Raw genomic sequence first — 16,827 nt, 5'->3', positions numbered from 1 at the left:
GCCATTTCGAGGGATTTTTTCTAGATTATCTTTCTGTTCTATGGTCAGATCAACTTGATCTGGCCGACCTCTTCCCATAATACGATCCTCCATTGCTGACTAGATTTAATCCACTATTTTAGCTGTGGAGCCTCCAGAAAACCTATTTTTGACTGTCTATTTTTTAGCGATCGCTTGTTTTTGATTGTTTATTTTTAGCGATCGCTTATCAGTCCAATAGTCACTTTTGGCTGGGGATTCTAATGCACCATTTTAGCTGTGTCGGTCCACTACTAACTCCGAACAGTACCATTGGCATTTATATTCTAGCTGTCGCCTGAACTCGTAAAATCCTTGGTCTGCAATGGATTGAGCTAGTTTGTGGTTAGATAACATTCCACTAACGTTCAAATCTTCTATGACAATTGTGCCGTGGTTCAAGGCTTGCGTATGTTGTCAATTTATGAAGTGCATCTTTGCGGATGTTCGCTACTCGCCTATGCAGCCTAGCTATCTTAAGTTGTGCTGCCCGACCGTTAGCTGAACCAATAATTTTATTAAAGTTTGGCTTCAAACTTACGGTATGACTTTAGACTTTCAAAAACTTTCCCATTGCTTAATGTTGCTAAGGTTTTTACGCCTAAGTCAACACCTACAACTTCTGTAGTGTTTGTTTTTGAAGTCGGAGTAAATTCAACAGCTAAACTAAGATACCATGAACCCGCTTGTCTACTAATAGTTATTTTCTGAGTTGTTGCCTCAATGGGTTCATCAGTACCTCCTCCGACTCAATAATTTGAGATTCATCAAGGCGAAAATATAAAGCATCAATTTGCTGATCAATTTTTAACTTCATAATTACCGAATAATTAATAATACTAAATCTCACGCATTATTGCTACATCTATTTGACAGTAGGGAGTAGGGAGTAGGGTGAAAAGAGATAATATATCTTGGTTTAATGCCGATAATCGTTATAAACATTACTAAATGATTATTGTTACTTAATAACTGAAGTTTATCGGAAGCATAGCATTAATGCATGGGAATTGGTATAATTATTAATTATTAATTCAGGTTAAACCCCTCCCATTTTCAGGGGAAAAAAGAAAAAAATTTTTCCTTTTAGTCAATCCTCTTCTTTTCAAGGAGAGGTAATAATTAATAATTAATAATTAATTATTAATTGTTGAATCCTACCTCCTCGCTCATTCCCATTTCTCCCTTCCTGGGAGGGGGAGGGGCGAGGGGTGGGTTGTCTCCTGTCTCCTGTCTCCTGTCTCCTGTCTCCCCCTCCTGGTAGCTAGGGGTGAGTTGTCTCCTACCCCTACTAAAAGACTTTTGAGCGCAAACCCTATTTATAACTATTCAACCGGAGATGATATAATTGTCTATTTAAGTGGATATAGTGGTTCTTTTCCATTCAATTGCCAAATCCTAAATACTAATATAGCCGCCACAGTTAACCATACACAAGAAGGGGCTAAAATCATTCCTGCTGTGGGATTAATTTGCCAGTAAAATATAGTAACTATTAAAGCAGATAACCAAGGACCTAAAATTACGACGGGAACAGCAGCACCTAACCTACGTTCTACAGTAAATATTGTATTCCAAGTATCTCCCAAAGCAAGATGTACTGCAAAAGTTATTAAAGGAAGCACTAAAAATTGTTGGTTCATCTCCTGCCAAACTAATAACGAAGAGATAACTCGTAAGACTGCAATTGTCATCCATACTATGGGAAAAGCTAAAGGTGGAGGTGCCCATTTAGGTCTGACTATACTATCATAAGTCTGACGAGAACGAGTATTATCTAATGGGGAAAAAATTCGCGAACGAATACTTAATAAGGTAAAAAACATTCCTGCAAGTACGGTATTTAACCAATTAGGAAAAGAAGAATAATTATTAACTAAAGTCACCAATTTTTCCATTCCCCAGAAAGCTAGAAGAATAATTCCTATTTGTACAATAGTTCCTAATTTATACATTAAAAGTGCTTTGATATCTAGCTCTTTTGTAGAAACTATTTGTTTGGGGATGGATTGATTTTTCGACTCAGTTTTTACCCCCATTACTGTATTGACAAACTGTTCGACTGTTCCACCATCATTTGATTGAGTCATAATCAGAATATTCAGAAAACTATCAACTTTATTCTCATATCATACCATCACTATGGAAGACTACTGATGATTTTAGTTGTTGTTAAATTTATTCAATCGCTGGGTGAATTGGAATTTGAATAATAAATTCAGTTCCTTGACCTAGTTGGGAATTACAGAATATTTGACCTCTATGTTTTTGTACTATAATTTCATAACTAATAGAAAGCCCTAAACCAGTTCCTTTTCCTACCTCTTTAGTAGTAAAAAACAGGTCAAATATTTTACCTTTTACCTCTTGAGTAATTCCCAAACCATTATCATAAATTTTAATTAAAACTGTGTCTGGATTATCTAGATTAATTTCTGTAGTAATCGTAATAGTAGGAATAAAAAGTTGATCTGTTTCCAGTTTTTCTTCTAATGCATCGATAGCATTACTAAGCAGGTTCATAAATACCTGATTAATTGGAGCTGCATAACACGGAACTAAAGGTAAATCCCCATAATTTTTAACAATTGTAATCTGAGGAAGTTCTGATTTAAGTTTCAATCTATGTTGCAAAATTAACAGGGTACTATCAATTCCTGTATGGATATCTACTTCTTTCCTTTTAGACTCATCAAGGCGAGAAAATGTTCTTAATGATAATACTAATTGACGAATTCTTTCAGCTCCCATTTTCATAGAATTTATCATCTTAGGCAAATCTTTAATAATAAATTCTAAGTCAATATCTTCTGAAAAATCTTTAATTTCTGGAACAGGTTCAAGATAATGTTGATGATATAATTTCATCAAAGTGAGCAAACTTTGTGCATACTCATCGACATGAATCAGATTGCCAAAAATAAAATTTACAGGATTATTAATTTCATGGGCAATTCCTGCTACTAACTGCCCTAAACTAGCCATTTTTTCAGCCTGAATCATCTGCAGTTGAGTTTGTTTTAACTCCCGCAGAGTTTTTGTTAATTCTTCAGTTTGGGTACGGGTTTTTTCCAGTAATTCAGCTTGTTGTAAAGCAATACCTAACTGCACTCCCACCTGTGCTAACAAATTAATTTCTTCATCTTGCCAATAACGAGGGCTAGAATTTTGATAAGCAACCAATAACCCCCAAAGTTTTTCTCCCTGCAAAATTGGCACAAAAGTTTCATTTCTGGGAAGTTTACTGGCATTAGTCAGTTTACTGATTACAGGATTAATTGCTAAAGGAGTCTGAACAATAGGGGTCCATTCATCAATCATCGAATCTGCCACAAACTCCCCACTCCAGTTTGGGTAAAAACGATAAATAGCGACTCTCTCAACTTCTAGTAACTGTCGTACCTCTTGAGTAGTCGTCTGAAAAATTGTATTAATATCCAGAGATTGCCTAATTCTATCAATGGTAATTGACAGTCCCTTTTGTCGTTCTGTGGCTTTTTCCAATTCTGCTGCTTGAGCTTGAACTTGTTTGAAATACTGAGCTTGTTGTAGTGCGACTCCCAACTGACCGCCAATTTGAGCCAATAATTCTACCTCTGCTGCTTCCCACTCACGAGGAGCCGAATTTTGATAAGCTGCCAGCAAACCCCAAAGTTTTTCTCCCTGATAAATAGCTACGATAGCATAAGCTCTTGCTTGATAAGACTCTAATACCTCAATGTAACAGTCACTAAAACCTGCATTATAAATATCGTTGCAGATACAATAAACTTTTTGGGCAAAATTTTCGCCTTTGTTTTCTTGCAAATAGGTATCATTCACATAATTTGGCAAATCTCTAATGGAGCATAGATTAACATTTGCGGAGATTTTGGAATTTTCCGTTTGCTCCTGTATTAACTTCTCCCAACCCTCAGCTACTGATTCAGCGACAAACTCCCCACTCCAATCAGCATGAAAGCGGTAAATAATAACTCTGTCTGCATCCAGTAATTTTTGTACTTGTTGGGTAGTTGTTTGAAAAATTGTCTCAAGATCAAGAGACCGACGAATTTTATCAACAATTGCAGCCAGAGTTTTTTGGCGTTCTGCTGATTTTTCCATTGCTGCAGCTCTTGCTGCTAGTTGTACTGACTGCTCCTGAACCTTCTGAACATACTGAGCTTGTTGTAGAGCTACCCCTAACTGAGTTCCTATTTGAACTAGCAACTCAACTTCATCCTTTTGCCAATCACGGGGACCAGAATTTTGATAAGCTGCCAGCAAACCCCAAAGTTTTTCTCCCAGATAAATCGCAATAATCCCATAAGACCTGGCTTGATAAGACTCTAATATCTCAATGTAACAGTCACTAAAACCTGCATTATAGATATCGTTGCAGATACGATAAATTAATCCTTTATTAAAAGGCTCGCCATTAGTTTCCTGCAAATAGGTATCAGTATGGGGATTTGCCAAATTTTGGACGGAACATCTACTAACATTTTTGTTGATTTCGGGATTTTCCTTTTGCTCCTGTATTAAAGAATTCCAACCTTTAGCTACTGACTCAGCTACAAACTCCCCACTCCAATCAGCATGAAAGCGGTAGATAGTAACTCTGTCTGCATCCAGTAATTTTTGTACTTGTTGGGTAGTTGTTTGAAAAATTGTCTTAAGATCAAAAGACCGACGAATTTTATCAACAATTGCTACTAGAGTTTTTTGCCTTTCTGCTGATTTTTCCTGCTCTGCTGCTTTTGCTAGTTGTACCGACTGCTCCTGAACTTTCTGAAAATACTCAGCTTGTTGGAGAGCAAATCCCAACTGAGCAGCTATTTGAGCTAGCAAGTCTACTTCATCCTTTTGCCAATGACGAGGAGCCGAATTTTGAAAAGTTGCCAGCAAACCCCAAAGTTTTTCTCCAGGTAAAATTGGCACAAGTGCATAAGCTCTGGCTTCAAATTGTTCTAAAAGTTGAACATAACACTGATCATGACCCACCTGATAAATATCGTCAACGGCAAAAGTTTCATTGTTTGCATACCGCCCCCCCTGATTTTGTTCTAAAAAAGTATCTTTAATTATGGGCTGAACTCCCACTAGGGGAGTCCATCTTTCTGCAAAAGATTCGGCAACAAATTCCCCACTAAAGTCAGGTAAAAACTTATATATTACTACTCGATCTGCTTGCAGTAGTTTTCTGACTTCTTGGGTGGCAGTGGCAAAAATTGTCTCAATTTCTAGGGATAGGCGAATTTTGTCGAATAAATTACCTACAATTTTCTGGCGTTCGGCTAACTTTTCTTTTTCTTTACTTATAGCTAGTTGTGCTGCCTGTTTTTCAACTTGTCTGAGAGCATCATCTTGTTGTAGCGCTACACCAAAATGATCGGCTATTTGTTGGACAAATTCTATTTCGTAGTCTTGCCAATGACGAGGCCCACTGCATTGATGAATGCACAGCAAACCCCAAAGTTCGGGTAATATTTCTGTATCTGCACCTTTGAGTAGAGGCACAACTAGATTGGCGCGCACTTGAAATCGCCCCAAAATTTCTGCATGGCAATCACTTAATCCTGCTTGATAAATGTCTGCCACTGCTTGTATTCTACCTTCTTGATAATGAACAGCGAATTGTTCCCCAAAACAGTGGTCATATACTTTAACTGCTAATGCTGAATTCCACTCTAATCCTACATCTTCAGAAACAAATTCTCCTTCCCAGTCTCTTTCTGGATAAAAACGAAACACTCCCACGCGGTCAGCTTTGAGTAGTTGACGTACTTCTGTGGCAGTAATCTTAAAAATTTCTTCTAAATCTAGTGGGGTACGAATTCTCTTAATTACTCTAGCTAAGGCTTTTTGTTGTTGTACTTGGTAATGTGCTGCTTCTAGAAGGTCTGTATTTTTGATTACTACTCCTAGATTTTGAGCCATTTTATGAGCAAGTTCAATCTCCACATCTTCCCATTGCCGAGGTCTGCTACATTGATGTATACAAAGTAATCCCCACAGTTCAGATTGAGTTAATGTTGTAGCATTTTTGGTGTTATCTACTTTGAGTATGGGAACTACCAAATGAGCTTGTACCTGAAACTCTTGGCAAATTTTGCCCTCTGATTCACTTAATGTTGCTTGCTCAATATCCGTTATAGTCTCAATATATCCTTCTTTATTGTATGCAGCTAATTCTTTCCCAAAAAGCCAATGTTTTACCCTCACCCCTAAAATGGAATTCCAATCATCTGCTACATCTTCGCAAATAAATTCTCCTTGCCAATTTAACTGAGGATAGAAGCGAAGCAATGCTACTCGGTCTGCATTTATTAACTGTCGTATTTCTGTAATCGTAATTTTGAAAATAGTTTCTTGCTCTAGGGATGCTGGAATACGAGCGATCGCTGTTGCTAATTTTTTTTTATATTCTTGATTTTCTACAGACATAATTTATTGATTTTTATTAAAAATTTTATAGATAATGTTTCAGAGCGAGTATCGTTAATATTTGTACCTCATATACCACTGAATCTTTTGTATCTCTACCTCCCGAGCAAATCTCTATGAATTATAGACACTATCTTAATGATTTAGTTATGATGAATCTACATTTTTTGTAGACATTGAAGAAGGAGACAGGAGACAGGAGACAGGAGACAGGAGGAAAATTACATGGGGATTCTCACCCCAAGTAATTTTGAACACCGTGTAGACGGTGGGGTATTAAACCCACAAATAAAATGATAATTTTAATTTTATTTAACAATTTTTTATGTAGAATTGTATGATATAATTTAATAACTGTCAATAGTGTGAGCATCTTGCTCGCACTATTGACAATTACAGCACTTTTGAGGATAGTGAGGTATAGCTTAATACTAATGTCTATTACCTATTCCCTAAATTTTTTGGTAGTCCTGCATGGGTTTTGGTGAAGATATATATTTTTTAATTTCTCCCATACTCCCCATCCCCCCCATCTCCCCAAATTCCCCTCCACGGTCGGGGTTAGGGGTTGGTCCCCATCTCCCCACACACTCTCTACCATTACTATGCACCACCACCAATTTTTTATTGTGGGTATTCAAACAGACATGAGATCAAATCCGGTAGCATTGGTATAATGATATCAGATCAAATCCGTTTAATTAGACATAAAAAAAATCTTCAATCGTCATAACTACGCTCATCTTTGTGATTCTCTCTCCTCCTGACTCGGTCCTCCCCCTCCTGGGTTGGGTTAGGGGTGGGTTGACTCCTCAAGACTTAACCAATCTATAACTGTTTAACCGGATTTGATCTCATTTCCGCTGGGGCGCGTTTGTGTAAAACCAAGGGTGAATATCTACAGGAAATTTACGTTTTTTCAAGCTTTTCAGCCTTCTTCCCTCTTGCTTCTTGCTTCTTGCTTACCTTATTTGATCTCATTTCCGCTGGGGCGCGTTTGTGTAAAACCAAGGGTGAATATCTACAGGAAATTTACGTTTTTTTCAAGCTTTTAAGCCTTCTTGCCTCTTCCTTCTTCCTTACCTTCACGCTTACAATACCGATGCTACCGGACATGATATGAGATAATTAATTAGGAGTCAGTCCTCCGGAGTCAAGAGGGAAAATAATTTAGAAAGATTTGCGCTCTGGCGCTCAGATGAAACATTTTTTTTCCGAATTAAGCGGATTTGATATGATATTAGAACGGGAGCAAGATGCTCTATACCATTAGAATGCACTACTACCTAAAATTGTAGGGGGCAAACGGCCGTTTACCCCCACAGACGATAGAAATTATATTACTCACCAAGTCAAGGTTGAGACCACGGACTCAGTTACAGTGCTTTTCATTTAAGTAGACTACAAAATTCTTTTGGTGCGCGGGAGTAGGCAGTAGGCAGTAGAGAGCAGACAGTAGGATAATGCTTTTGCCACTGTAGTCTATCTATTTGAAAACCGCTATAATTTATATCTATAGGACTTACGTACCTCAACGTATTTCTTTCATTGGGACCGAAAGGGTTTGCGGAGCAGTCCGGAACGGAAAGCAATCTCAAGTCCTAGTTTTTCCTACCTCATGCGTAAGTCCTGATCTATTGAAAAGACCATAAAAAGTCTTGACCTGTACCTGGTCGATACCAGAGAATATCAGAGAAGAGATTGCCGTTAAAGTCTCCAGCTATTGGGGTATAAGTACCATTAACTGTGAACCTATTGCTGTCAAAAGTACCGTCGGAATTGAAAGACCATAAAAAGTCTTGACCTCTACCTGGTCGATACCACAGAACATCTGTGGTTCCACTAGCATCAAAGTCTCCAGCTACTGGGGTATAAGTACCATTAACTGTGAACCTATTGCTGTCAAAAGTACCGTCGGAATTGAAAGACCATAAAAAGTCTTGACCTCTACCTGGTCGATACCACAGAACATCTGTGGTGCCACTGCCATCAAAATCTCCCGCTACTGGGGTGTAAGTACCGTTAACTGTGAACCTATTACTCTCAAAAGTACCGTCAGAATTGAAAGACCATAAAAAGTCTTGACCTCTACCTGGTCGATACCACAGAACATCTGTGGTGCCACTGCCATCAAAATCTCCCGCTACTGGGGTGTAAGTACCGTTAACTGTAAACCGACTGCTGGTACGATTTCCATCCTTATCAAAGAACCAGATGAAATCCTGGCCTGACCCTGGTCGATACCAGAGAATATCTGAGGTGGAATCACCGTTAAAATCTCCAACTATCGGCGTGTAAGTACCATTGACCGTGAAGCGACTGCTCTCAAAAGAGCCGTCAGAGTTGAAGAACCAAATGAAATCCTGGCCTGGTCCTGGTCGATACCAGAGAATATCAGTATTGTTGTCTCCATTAAAGTCACCTGCAATGGGTTCATATTCCCCATTAATTCTGACTTGGGAGCTTGTGTAAGATGGTTCTTCTGACGTTGTAGATATCGATATAGTTTCAGTATCTGTATTATTCGATTCGTCAGTCTCAGCAACAAAATCAAAACTGTCAACGAGCATACCTATTTGATAATCTGTGTCTTCATCCCAAGAGAAGGAGTCTGTAGTAGGTAGCAACAAACTTTTGCTTAACACTCCAGTATTACTGTTACCAGGCAAACTTTCTACCCAGGTAAAACCAAGCTCCAAGTCTTCCAGTGGATCGATATCACCATCCTCGGATAAGAAGAAGTCTACCCAGAAACCAGTAGCATCATCGCTGCCAGTATTTTCTACGGAGAAATCAATATCAATAGAATCACCAGGACTAACTTGTTGCGGAGTTACTTCAAAGACATCACTAGATAGATCGATTTGGTTTTCAAAGGTAGAGAGAATTAGTTCGAGGTTAATATTACCAAAGTCACCATTGAATCCATCCACTGCTATGTTGTAGGTTTCACCTTCAACTACATCAAAGAGAATCTCGCTCTGGAGACCATAATTTACACTATCATCATTACTGTCAATCTCAGTTAAGTTAGAGAGGGAAGAACCTGTATACGCTGCTAGTATTGTATCAAAATCACTACCGCCAGTATTGACGATTAAAGTACCATCATTAGGAGCAGTCCAACTCCACCACAGGGATGCACCGCCATCATTTCCTGCATGAAGAGGTTCTTCTAACTCTACAGTTGCGTTCTCATTGGTAGCTGTTTCATTAATCTGTGAACCGCTTAAAGAAATCCTGTCAGCAAAATCATCGTTTGCTAGGGTATCAGCCTCCAAAAACAAAGCCAACTCAACATTACCTGCTGCTCCACTAAATCCATCCACTGCAATTTGATAGTTAGTTCCTGCTACTGCTGGGAAAACAATTTGGCTTTGCAAACCACTACTATCGTCATTGCTAGCAATCTCAGTTAAGTTGGAGACTGATGAACCTGTGTAGGCGGCTAAAATGGTGTCGAAATCGCTGCCAAAGGTATCAAGAGTGACTAATCCTGAACTTGGTGCTGTCCAATTCCACCACAGGGAACTACCACCATCATTTCCAGCATGATTTGGTTCTCCAAGTTCTTTGGAAGCGTTGATGCTACTGGTAGTTGCGTTATCAGATGTACCACTGAGGGTAGCACTGTTAGCAAAATCATCGTTAGATATTTCTGATGTTGCTAGGTCTAAATCTAAAACAATATTACCCTCAGAACCAGAAAATCCATCAACTGCAATTTTATAATTTGTTCCTCCAACAACGTCAAAAGTTACCTGACTTTGTAATCCATCACCCCCATCATCGTCACTGTCAACTTCAGTTAGATTTGACACAGAAGAACCTGTATAAATCCCTAATATAGTATCAAAATCACTGCCATTAGTTCCAATAGTTACTGAACCAGAACTGGGTGCCGTCCAATTCCACCAAACGGAACTACCCCCAGGGTTTCCAGCATGATTTGGTTCTCCTGATTCTTTGGTGGCATTAATATTACTGCCAGTAGTGCTAGCAGATGAACCACTTAGAGAAATACTGTTAGATAAGTTATCGTTTTCTACCCCTATTGTTTCCAGTGAAAGGTCGATATCAATATTGCCTGTAGCTCCCAAATATCCATCTACAGCAAAATGATATGTAGTTCCCCCTACCGCATCAAAGAAAATTTCGCTTTGGGTAACACCTCCACTATCGTCGTTACTGGCAATTTCAGTCAGGTTTGACACCGAAGCACCTATATATGCAGCTAATGCAGTATCAAAGTCACTACCGAAAGTATTGACTGTCACTTCCCCAGAAGTAGGAGCTGTCCAACTCCACCAAAGAGAGTTACCTCCACCAACATCAGCGTGATTTGGTTCTCCAGATTGTTCGGTAGCATTAACATTTGTACCAGAGTCGCTGTCTGATGTACCAAACAGGATTTCGCTATCTAGAAAATTATCGTTGTCAGGTCGAGCAGATTCTATCTCTAATGCAGCACCTAGATTAAGTCTGGGTTTAGTAATTCCGTTGCGGTGGTCTGTAATGGGATCGCCAGAATCGAGCATTCGTTGGAGAATTTCGTCGGGACTTTCATTGGGGAAGGCTTCACTTAAGACCGCAACTGCTCCCGCAACATGGGGTGCTGCCATTGAAGTTCCAGGAAAGTTGAATCCTCCTGCATTTATAAATGCTCCAGGTGCTAATATATCTAGAAATTGGGCGCTATTAGAAAAGGGTGTTACTTGATCTGGCACTACAGGATCAAATCCGTCAAAACCTGTGTAGTCATAAACCGCACCAACAGATACCGCACTTTCAAAAGCTGCAGGGTATGAAATTCCATCTGTAAAGTATTCGTTCCCAGAGGCAACAATACTGAGAATACCTGCTGATTTTGCTTGAGCAATGGCTTGCCCTAGAGGAGTATCATTATCTGAGAGTGGATCTGTAATTTTTTGGTCGCCACCAAGACTCATATTAATGGCTTCAATATTGTAAGTGCTTTTGTTATCAATTACCCAGTTAATCGCAGCAATAATATCTTGGTCAAAAGCTACGCCACCATCAAAAACATCTAGGGCAGCAATATCTGTCCTTGGTGCAACTCCAGCAACAATGGCGCTAACATTCGTTCCATGGCCATCATCGTCGTCAACACCATCATTAGGGGCAAAGTCTTGAGATACTATTACTCGACCCTCAAGACCAGGAGCATTTGGGTCTGCTCCTGAATCTAGAACAGCAACAGTTGTTCCTTCCCCAGTATATCCTGCTGCTTCTGCCTCTGGTTGATTGATGATGGGTAGACTTTCTAATAGAGCTTTTTCATTGACTTGGGGAACTGCTGCTCCTAAAACGTCATCATTTTCTAACAGTTCTAGCAGAGGTTCTTGTGACTCAAACCGGACAAAGGAAATTGGCAAATTATTATAATCTTCTATAATTTCAAATCCTTCTGGTAAATCAGAGAATACCTCTTCTTTTAGTTCTGCCAGCAATTCTGCTTTGTATTCTAAGATTTCGTCGCTACCTGCCTCTAAACCTTCCTTCACCATTCGAGCTTCTACCAGTGCATCAATTTCACTGCTGTCTAATGAGACTAAAAGTTCTTGGGCCTCACCATTAGCGATCGCTTCTAAAACCTCTGGCGATACTTTCTCTTCTGGTTCTAATGAAGCAATACTACTTGGTGTCTCTGTGAATTTTCCTTCTGGTGGAATATTTACGACATCTGTTTCAGATTTTTCTCCATCATCAGCATCTACTATTTTCTCTTCTTTGGGTAAAGTGACATCAGTGGTTTTTTCTTGTGAACTCTCAGAAGAATCTTCTGTGGGTAAACCTGTTAACAAATCGGCGTTTTCTGTTCCAAGGTCTTTTTTTAAATCCTCCTGTTCAAACCGACCTACAATTACTGGTTTCTCATCTGTAGAGCTTTGGTCAGTTGAATTTCTGAAGCCGTAAAATGAATTTTCAAAATCGATATTACTTTCTTGTAAAATACCATCAGTATCCTCTTCAACATTTAACAAAGAAAGTAACTTGATACCCTCATCAGAAGCTGAAAATTCATCTACATCTAAGGGAATACTACGTTGTTCTCCGACAACAAAGTTGAAAGGAGATTTTAGTTCATTTAAAGGGCCATACAGTTCTGTTGTTTGTTCCATTTTCCTAAAAATTTAGTAATTGCTAATAGTTTGACTTTTATTTCTAGTTACTTCTAGATTCTGCAATGCCATACTATGGGTTAAATAGCTAGAATGAAGGTCAATGTATCACTTTAAACCGCAAAACTTACGATGAAATTAATTCCTAATATAGCACTATCTTCTTTGGCGTTTGACAATAAATCTGGGTTGTTTGTACAGCATTATGGTAGGAAAAGGCAACAGCTTTCTTATGGCAATAGGCATACAGAGGAATATCAAACGCCTTAGAGGTTGTTTGTCAAGAATTATGAAGTGTTTTTATCCCTCACAAATTGGGTATTTCAGCCTATAAAGTCTGGGATAAATAACCAAGTTGTTACAGTTTAAAGCTCAATCATTGTACATTACAAAACTTTATAAACAGTCTCTTAATGCGTAGCGCTATATAAATTTACTTTTCATCTCCAAGCAAATTATCTTTGATTACGGAAAATCATAATTTTTGAATTCTAAATACCCTGACATTTCAATTTTTTTACTTATTTTTAGAATGAGGATAGATATCTAAAATACTGTTATTTATCTTTTTCTTTTGGGTTTAATACCTCGCCGTCTACACAGTGTTTACAATTGGTTGGGGTTTGAGTCCCCATTCACTTTTTCCTTTTTCCTTCTTCCTTCTTCCTTCTTCCTTCTTTAATGTGATTTTTATGATTACTTAATTTTTTTCAGTTGAGCAGGTATAAAAGTTATTAATATCTGAATCAAGAAAATTATTTTAGGGTTAGCTCACTGACAAATACTTGACATTTTCAGTAAAAGAATGTATCGTATTATTAACTTATACAATAGCAGTCCTATTTGTTCGCACTTTAGGGCTGTTTTTTATGTCTTTATACTAAAATAAAAACACTCTAAAATTTATTCTATTTATGCAACTAATATCTCGTAAATCATCTAGATGGTTTATTGTTGGCATGGCGAGCATATTTATATTTTCAATCATGCTCAGATTCTGGCAACTAGGTCGTTTTAATACTCTCGTTTTTGACGAGGTTTATTATGCTAAATTTGCCAATAACTATCTAACTAAAACTGATTTTTTTAATGCCCACCCTCCACTCAGTCAATATATTATTGCTATTAGTATTTGGGTAGGTTCTCATCTGCCGTTCGGACAAGAAATAGTCAATAATGAAACAGGTTCTACTTTAGCTCCTTGGACTTATCGATGGGTAAATGCTTTAACTGGTTCATTTATTCCAGTAGTAGTGGGAGCGATCGCTTATCAATTAACTCGGCGCCAAAGCTATGGTTTTATTGCAGCTTTACTCATTGCTTTGGATGGATTATTTTTAGTTGAATCCCGCTACGCACTGAATAATATTTATCTAGTAATTTTTGGATTATTAGGTCAGTTCTGCTTAATTATTGCTTTGCAAGATTGGCAATTGAAACAAAACATTTGGTTGGCTTTAGCCGGAATAAATTTTGGTGCAAGTGCTGCGATAAAATGGAATGGTTTAGGATTTTTACTCAGTATTTATCTACTCTGGATATTTGCCTGGGTAATTGAATTTTTAGCCCCCCCAAAAAAGTCTAATTTTATATCTCCTTTGCGAAATTTAGCTCGACTAAATCTGCTGAAATTTACTTTAAACTTATTTTTTATTCCCATCATAACCTACAGTTTACTCTGGATTCCTCACATTATTCTCAATCCGAAATATGGATTTTGGGAAATGCAAAAACAAATTTTCAGCTATCATCAAAGAATTGGTAGTGGACCAGATACTCATCCTTATTGTGCTCAATGGTTTACTTGGCCATTGATGCTCAGACCTGTGGTTTATTTCTATAAAAATACAGGCTTATTAGATCAACCTGAAGCTTCTTTACCACCATTACCTTCAGATATTGGAAATCCAAAAGTTAATCCGCTAATTTATGATGTTCATGCTATGGGAAATCCCGCTCTTTGGTGGTTATCAGCAGTAGCAATTTTATCTTTAGTGTTAATATTAATTAACTGCATCTGGGATTGGGAAAAAAAACGAAAAGCTAGACGTAATAAAATTTTCATTAAGCCAAAAGTGAAATTTATTCCTGCCTCAGAAATGTGGTTTTTACTATATTTATTATTAAATTGGTTTGCCAATTTTTTACCTTGGTCAAAAGTGACTCGTTGTACTTTTATCTATCATTATATGGGTGCTGCTGTGTTTGCTATTTTGGCACTTGCTTGGTGGCTTGATAAGTGGTTAAATAATAGACAAGTTCATCTCAGAGCAATAGGAGTTACAGTTATTTTTATCATTTTATTTGCTTTTGTTTTTTGGATGCCTATTTATTTGGGATTACCTATATCTCCGCAAAATTGGCAGATGAGGATGTGGTTTCGTTCTTGGATTTGAAGAAGGCAGAAGGCAGAAGGCAGAAGGCAGAAGGGAAAATTGCTTATGGATAGTCTTCGACACGCCACTCCGCGTCTACAAACCTCAAACAATTTTAAGCACCCCCGTTGACGGTGGGGCATTAAACCTACCACAGAAAAGATAATATTAGATTTTAGGCGCTAAGTTTTAGGTTGCGAATATCAGGAAATTAGTTTCCCAAATTTTATTAGTTATTTGTCATATTATTAGAGCGTGCTTGATATAAACTACCAAATAAATGACTAATATTAATATCAAGTTATTTTGAATACTTATATAGTGTTTTTATTTGAGATATAAATATAAATTGAGGTTTTTTCTATTGAAGAAGGAGACAGGAGACAGGAGACAGGAGACAGGAGGAAAATTACATGGGGATTCGCTCCCCCAAGTAATTTTGAACACCCCCGTTGACGGTGGGGTATTAAACCCACAAATAAAATGATAAAAAAAGCGCTGTTTTGAGTTTCTTATATCCTGTATATCCTGGTGTTTGTTACTATTTAATGTTGTTTTCCCTCCTTTACCGAAAAATTAAGGTATAAAGCCTCTCCATTCATGGATAAAAAAACGGTCGATCTTCGGAGCTTCCCGTAGGGTGGGATGGCGTTAGCGGAGCGCCTCTGTCAAGAGCTGGTCTCCTCGCCATATCCAATGGACCAAGAGAAGAAAAAAAATCCTTTTAGCCAATCCTTCTATTACAGAATAGATAATTATTAATTATTAATTGTTAATTATTAATTGTTGAATATTCCCTCCATACCTTTTTCATGGCACTTGGCTTCCACATCCCAGATAAAAACACTATAAACTAAGTTATCAATCAAGGGAAAATAGTGGTACTTTGATATTTTTCACCAAAAATTCTTTCCAACCCAGTAGTAGCACAAGAAATGCTTTAAAAAGCTAAAAATAGCTGTTTGCGTAGCATGACTAGGAAAACCTAAATATATCAAAAAATCTTTTAATTAAAGGTAAAAAAATTGCTGTATAAGGTTTTGAGATTATTTTTAATCTATTTTTTTCTAAAGTCTCGATAGAAGAGGAAAGTTTCCACGAATCATCTAGTAGTTCTATATTATCTTCCCACCAATTAAAGGTTAAATCTAACACCTACGACCTACCACATACGACCTTCTCAAATAAAGCTCTATACACAGGTTGATCTTTAGCTAAAGTAACAATTTCTCTTTCTGATAATACTGGCAAAATATTTTCACTTAACCAATCATCAGAACTTCGAGAAAATGAACTATGAGCAGAGAAGCGGTTACACATTTCTCTTGCCACTTTTTCTACATCAGAATGGAGAAAAACTTTTCCTCCCACTGTTAAATGATTGGCTAAATCTTCGACTAATTTTGGTTGTACAACTCTGCGTATTTGATGACGTCTCTTAAACCAAGGATCGGGAAATAAAATAGAGACTCTTTGTAATATTCCCTCTGGCAAAGATTGTAATATTTTTTCCAGAGAAATATTGGCATTACAAAATAAATAGTGCAAATTATTAAAACCCTGTTCATTTAGCAAATTATTAGCCTCTATAACTAATGGTTCCCGAATTTCTAAACCCAGAAAATTCCATTCAGGTTCTGTCTGTGCCATCTGCCATAAAAATTTACCCCGACCACAACCAATATCTAAATGCAATGGTTTATTTAAATCAGAATAAATATTACTAAAATTTGGTAGAGTTACTGACTCTTGATATTTATTAGAGAAAGGATTAACGTGCTGTCTTACTCTGACCCTTGCCAAAATTTATACCTCTATGTTTTGCGTTATAATTATACAATAATTATGTAAGTTTTTACTACTAA

At 37.6% G+C, this 16,827-nt stretch carries 9 protein-coding genes; 2 read left to right on the top strand and 7 right to left on the bottom strand.

Translation table 11 applies throughout. The features are described 5' to 3' along the window. Positions 1 to 252: 252 nt before the first annotated feature. From F6K18_RS23065 to F6K18_RS23040, 6 genes are all read right to left on the bottom strand, one after another. Positions 253 to 375, bottom strand: a complete 123-nt coding sequence (locus F6K18_RS23065) for a hypothetical protein (protein WP_287524486.1) — start codon at positions 373 to 375, stop codon at positions 253 to 255. A 343-nt stretch (positions 376 to 718) separates the two neighbouring features. Next, complete coding sequence (locus F6K18_RS23060; RefSeq protein ID WP_287524476.1) at positions 719 to 835, bottom strand: DUF2283 domain-containing protein; 117 nt, start codon at positions 833 to 835, stop codon at positions 719 to 721. A 535-nt stretch (positions 836 to 1,370) separates the two neighbouring features. Next, positions 1,371 to 2,108, bottom strand: coding sequence for a TspO/MBR family protein (locus F6K18_RS23055; RefSeq protein ID WP_124145421.1), 738 nt, complete (start codon positions 2,106 to 2,108; stop codon positions 1,371 to 1,373). Positions 2,109 to 2,196: 88 nt separating this feature from the next. Continuing rightward, entirely contained in the window at positions 2,197 to 6,444 is a 4,248-nt protein-coding gene (locus F6K18_RS23050) for a GAF domain-containing protein (RefSeq protein ID WP_287524473.1), read from the bottom strand. A gap of 452 nt (positions 6,445 to 6,896) precedes the next feature. Further along, a complete protein-coding gene (locus F6K18_RS23045) occupies positions 6,897 to 7,085 on the bottom strand; it encodes a hypothetical protein (protein WP_124155111.1) in 189 nt (62 codons plus the stop codon). A gap of 993 nt (positions 7,086 to 8,078) precedes the next feature. After that, a complete protein-coding gene (locus tag F6K18_RS23040; protein ID WP_287524469.1) occupies positions 8,079 to 12,587 on the bottom strand; it encodes a S8 family serine peptidase in 4,509 nt (1,502 codons plus the stop codon). Between the two features lie 914 nt (positions 12,588 to 13,501). Between F6K18_RS23040 and F6K18_RS23035 the strand changes: the two genes are divergently transcribed. Further along, complete coding sequence (locus F6K18_RS23035) at positions 13,502 to 14,983, top strand: dolichyl-phosphate-mannose--protein mannosyltransferase (RefSeq protein ID WP_287524466.1); 1,482 nt, start codon at positions 13,502 to 13,504, stop codon at positions 14,981 to 14,983. 343 nt (positions 14,984 to 15,326) lie between these two features. Then, positions 15,327 to 15,449: a hypothetical protein gene (locus F6K18_RS23030; protein WP_287524463.1), complete on the top strand. Its 123-nt coding sequence runs from the start codon at positions 15,327 to 15,329 to the stop codon at positions 15,447 to 15,449. A gap of 668 nt (positions 15,450 to 16,117) precedes the next feature. Here F6K18_RS23030 and trmB read toward each other — a convergent pair. Continuing rightward, a complete protein-coding gene (gene trmB / locus F6K18_RS23025) occupies positions 16,118 to 16,765 on the bottom strand; it encodes a tRNA (guanosine(46)-N7)-methyltransferase TrmB (RefSeq protein ID WP_287524460.1) in 648 nt (215 codons plus the stop codon). Positions 16,766 to 16,827: the final 62 nt, after the last annotated feature.

It is taken from the genome of Okeania sp. SIO2C2, assembly GCF_010692625.1.
Classification (GTDB): domain Bacteria; phylum Cyanobacteriota; class Cyanobacteriia; order Cyanobacteriales; family Microcoleaceae; genus Okeania; species Okeania hirsuta.
Note: the sequence above shows the minus strand (reverse complement) of the source record. Positions and strands in the feature narration are given on the sequence as shown.

What these genes read in the sequence shown, in the direction of transcription:
- F6K18_RS23065 (WP_287524486.1), bottom strand. Translation starts at nt 375, where the DNA reads ATGTTATCTAACCACAAACTAGCTCAATCCATTGCAGACCAAGGATTT.
- F6K18_RS23060 (WP_287524476.1), bottom strand. Translation starts at nt 835, where the DNA reads ATGAAGTTAAAAATTGATCAGCAAATTGATGCTTTATATTTTCGCCTT.
- F6K18_RS23055 (WP_124145421.1), bottom strand. Translation starts at nt 2,108, where the DNA reads ATGACTCAATCAAATGATGGTGGAACAGTCGAACAGTTTGTCAATACA.
- F6K18_RS23050 (WP_287524473.1), bottom strand. Translation starts at nt 6,444, where the DNA reads ATGTCTGTAGAAAATCAAGAATATAAAAAAAAATTAGCAACAGCGATC.
- F6K18_RS23040 (WP_287524469.1), bottom strand. Translation starts at nt 12,587, where the DNA reads ATGGAACAAACAACAGAACTGTATGGCCCTTTAAATGAACTAAAATCT.
- F6K18_RS23035 (WP_287524466.1), top strand. Translation starts at nt 13,502, where the DNA reads ATGCAACTAATATCTCGTAAATCATCTAGATGGTTTATTGTTGGCATG.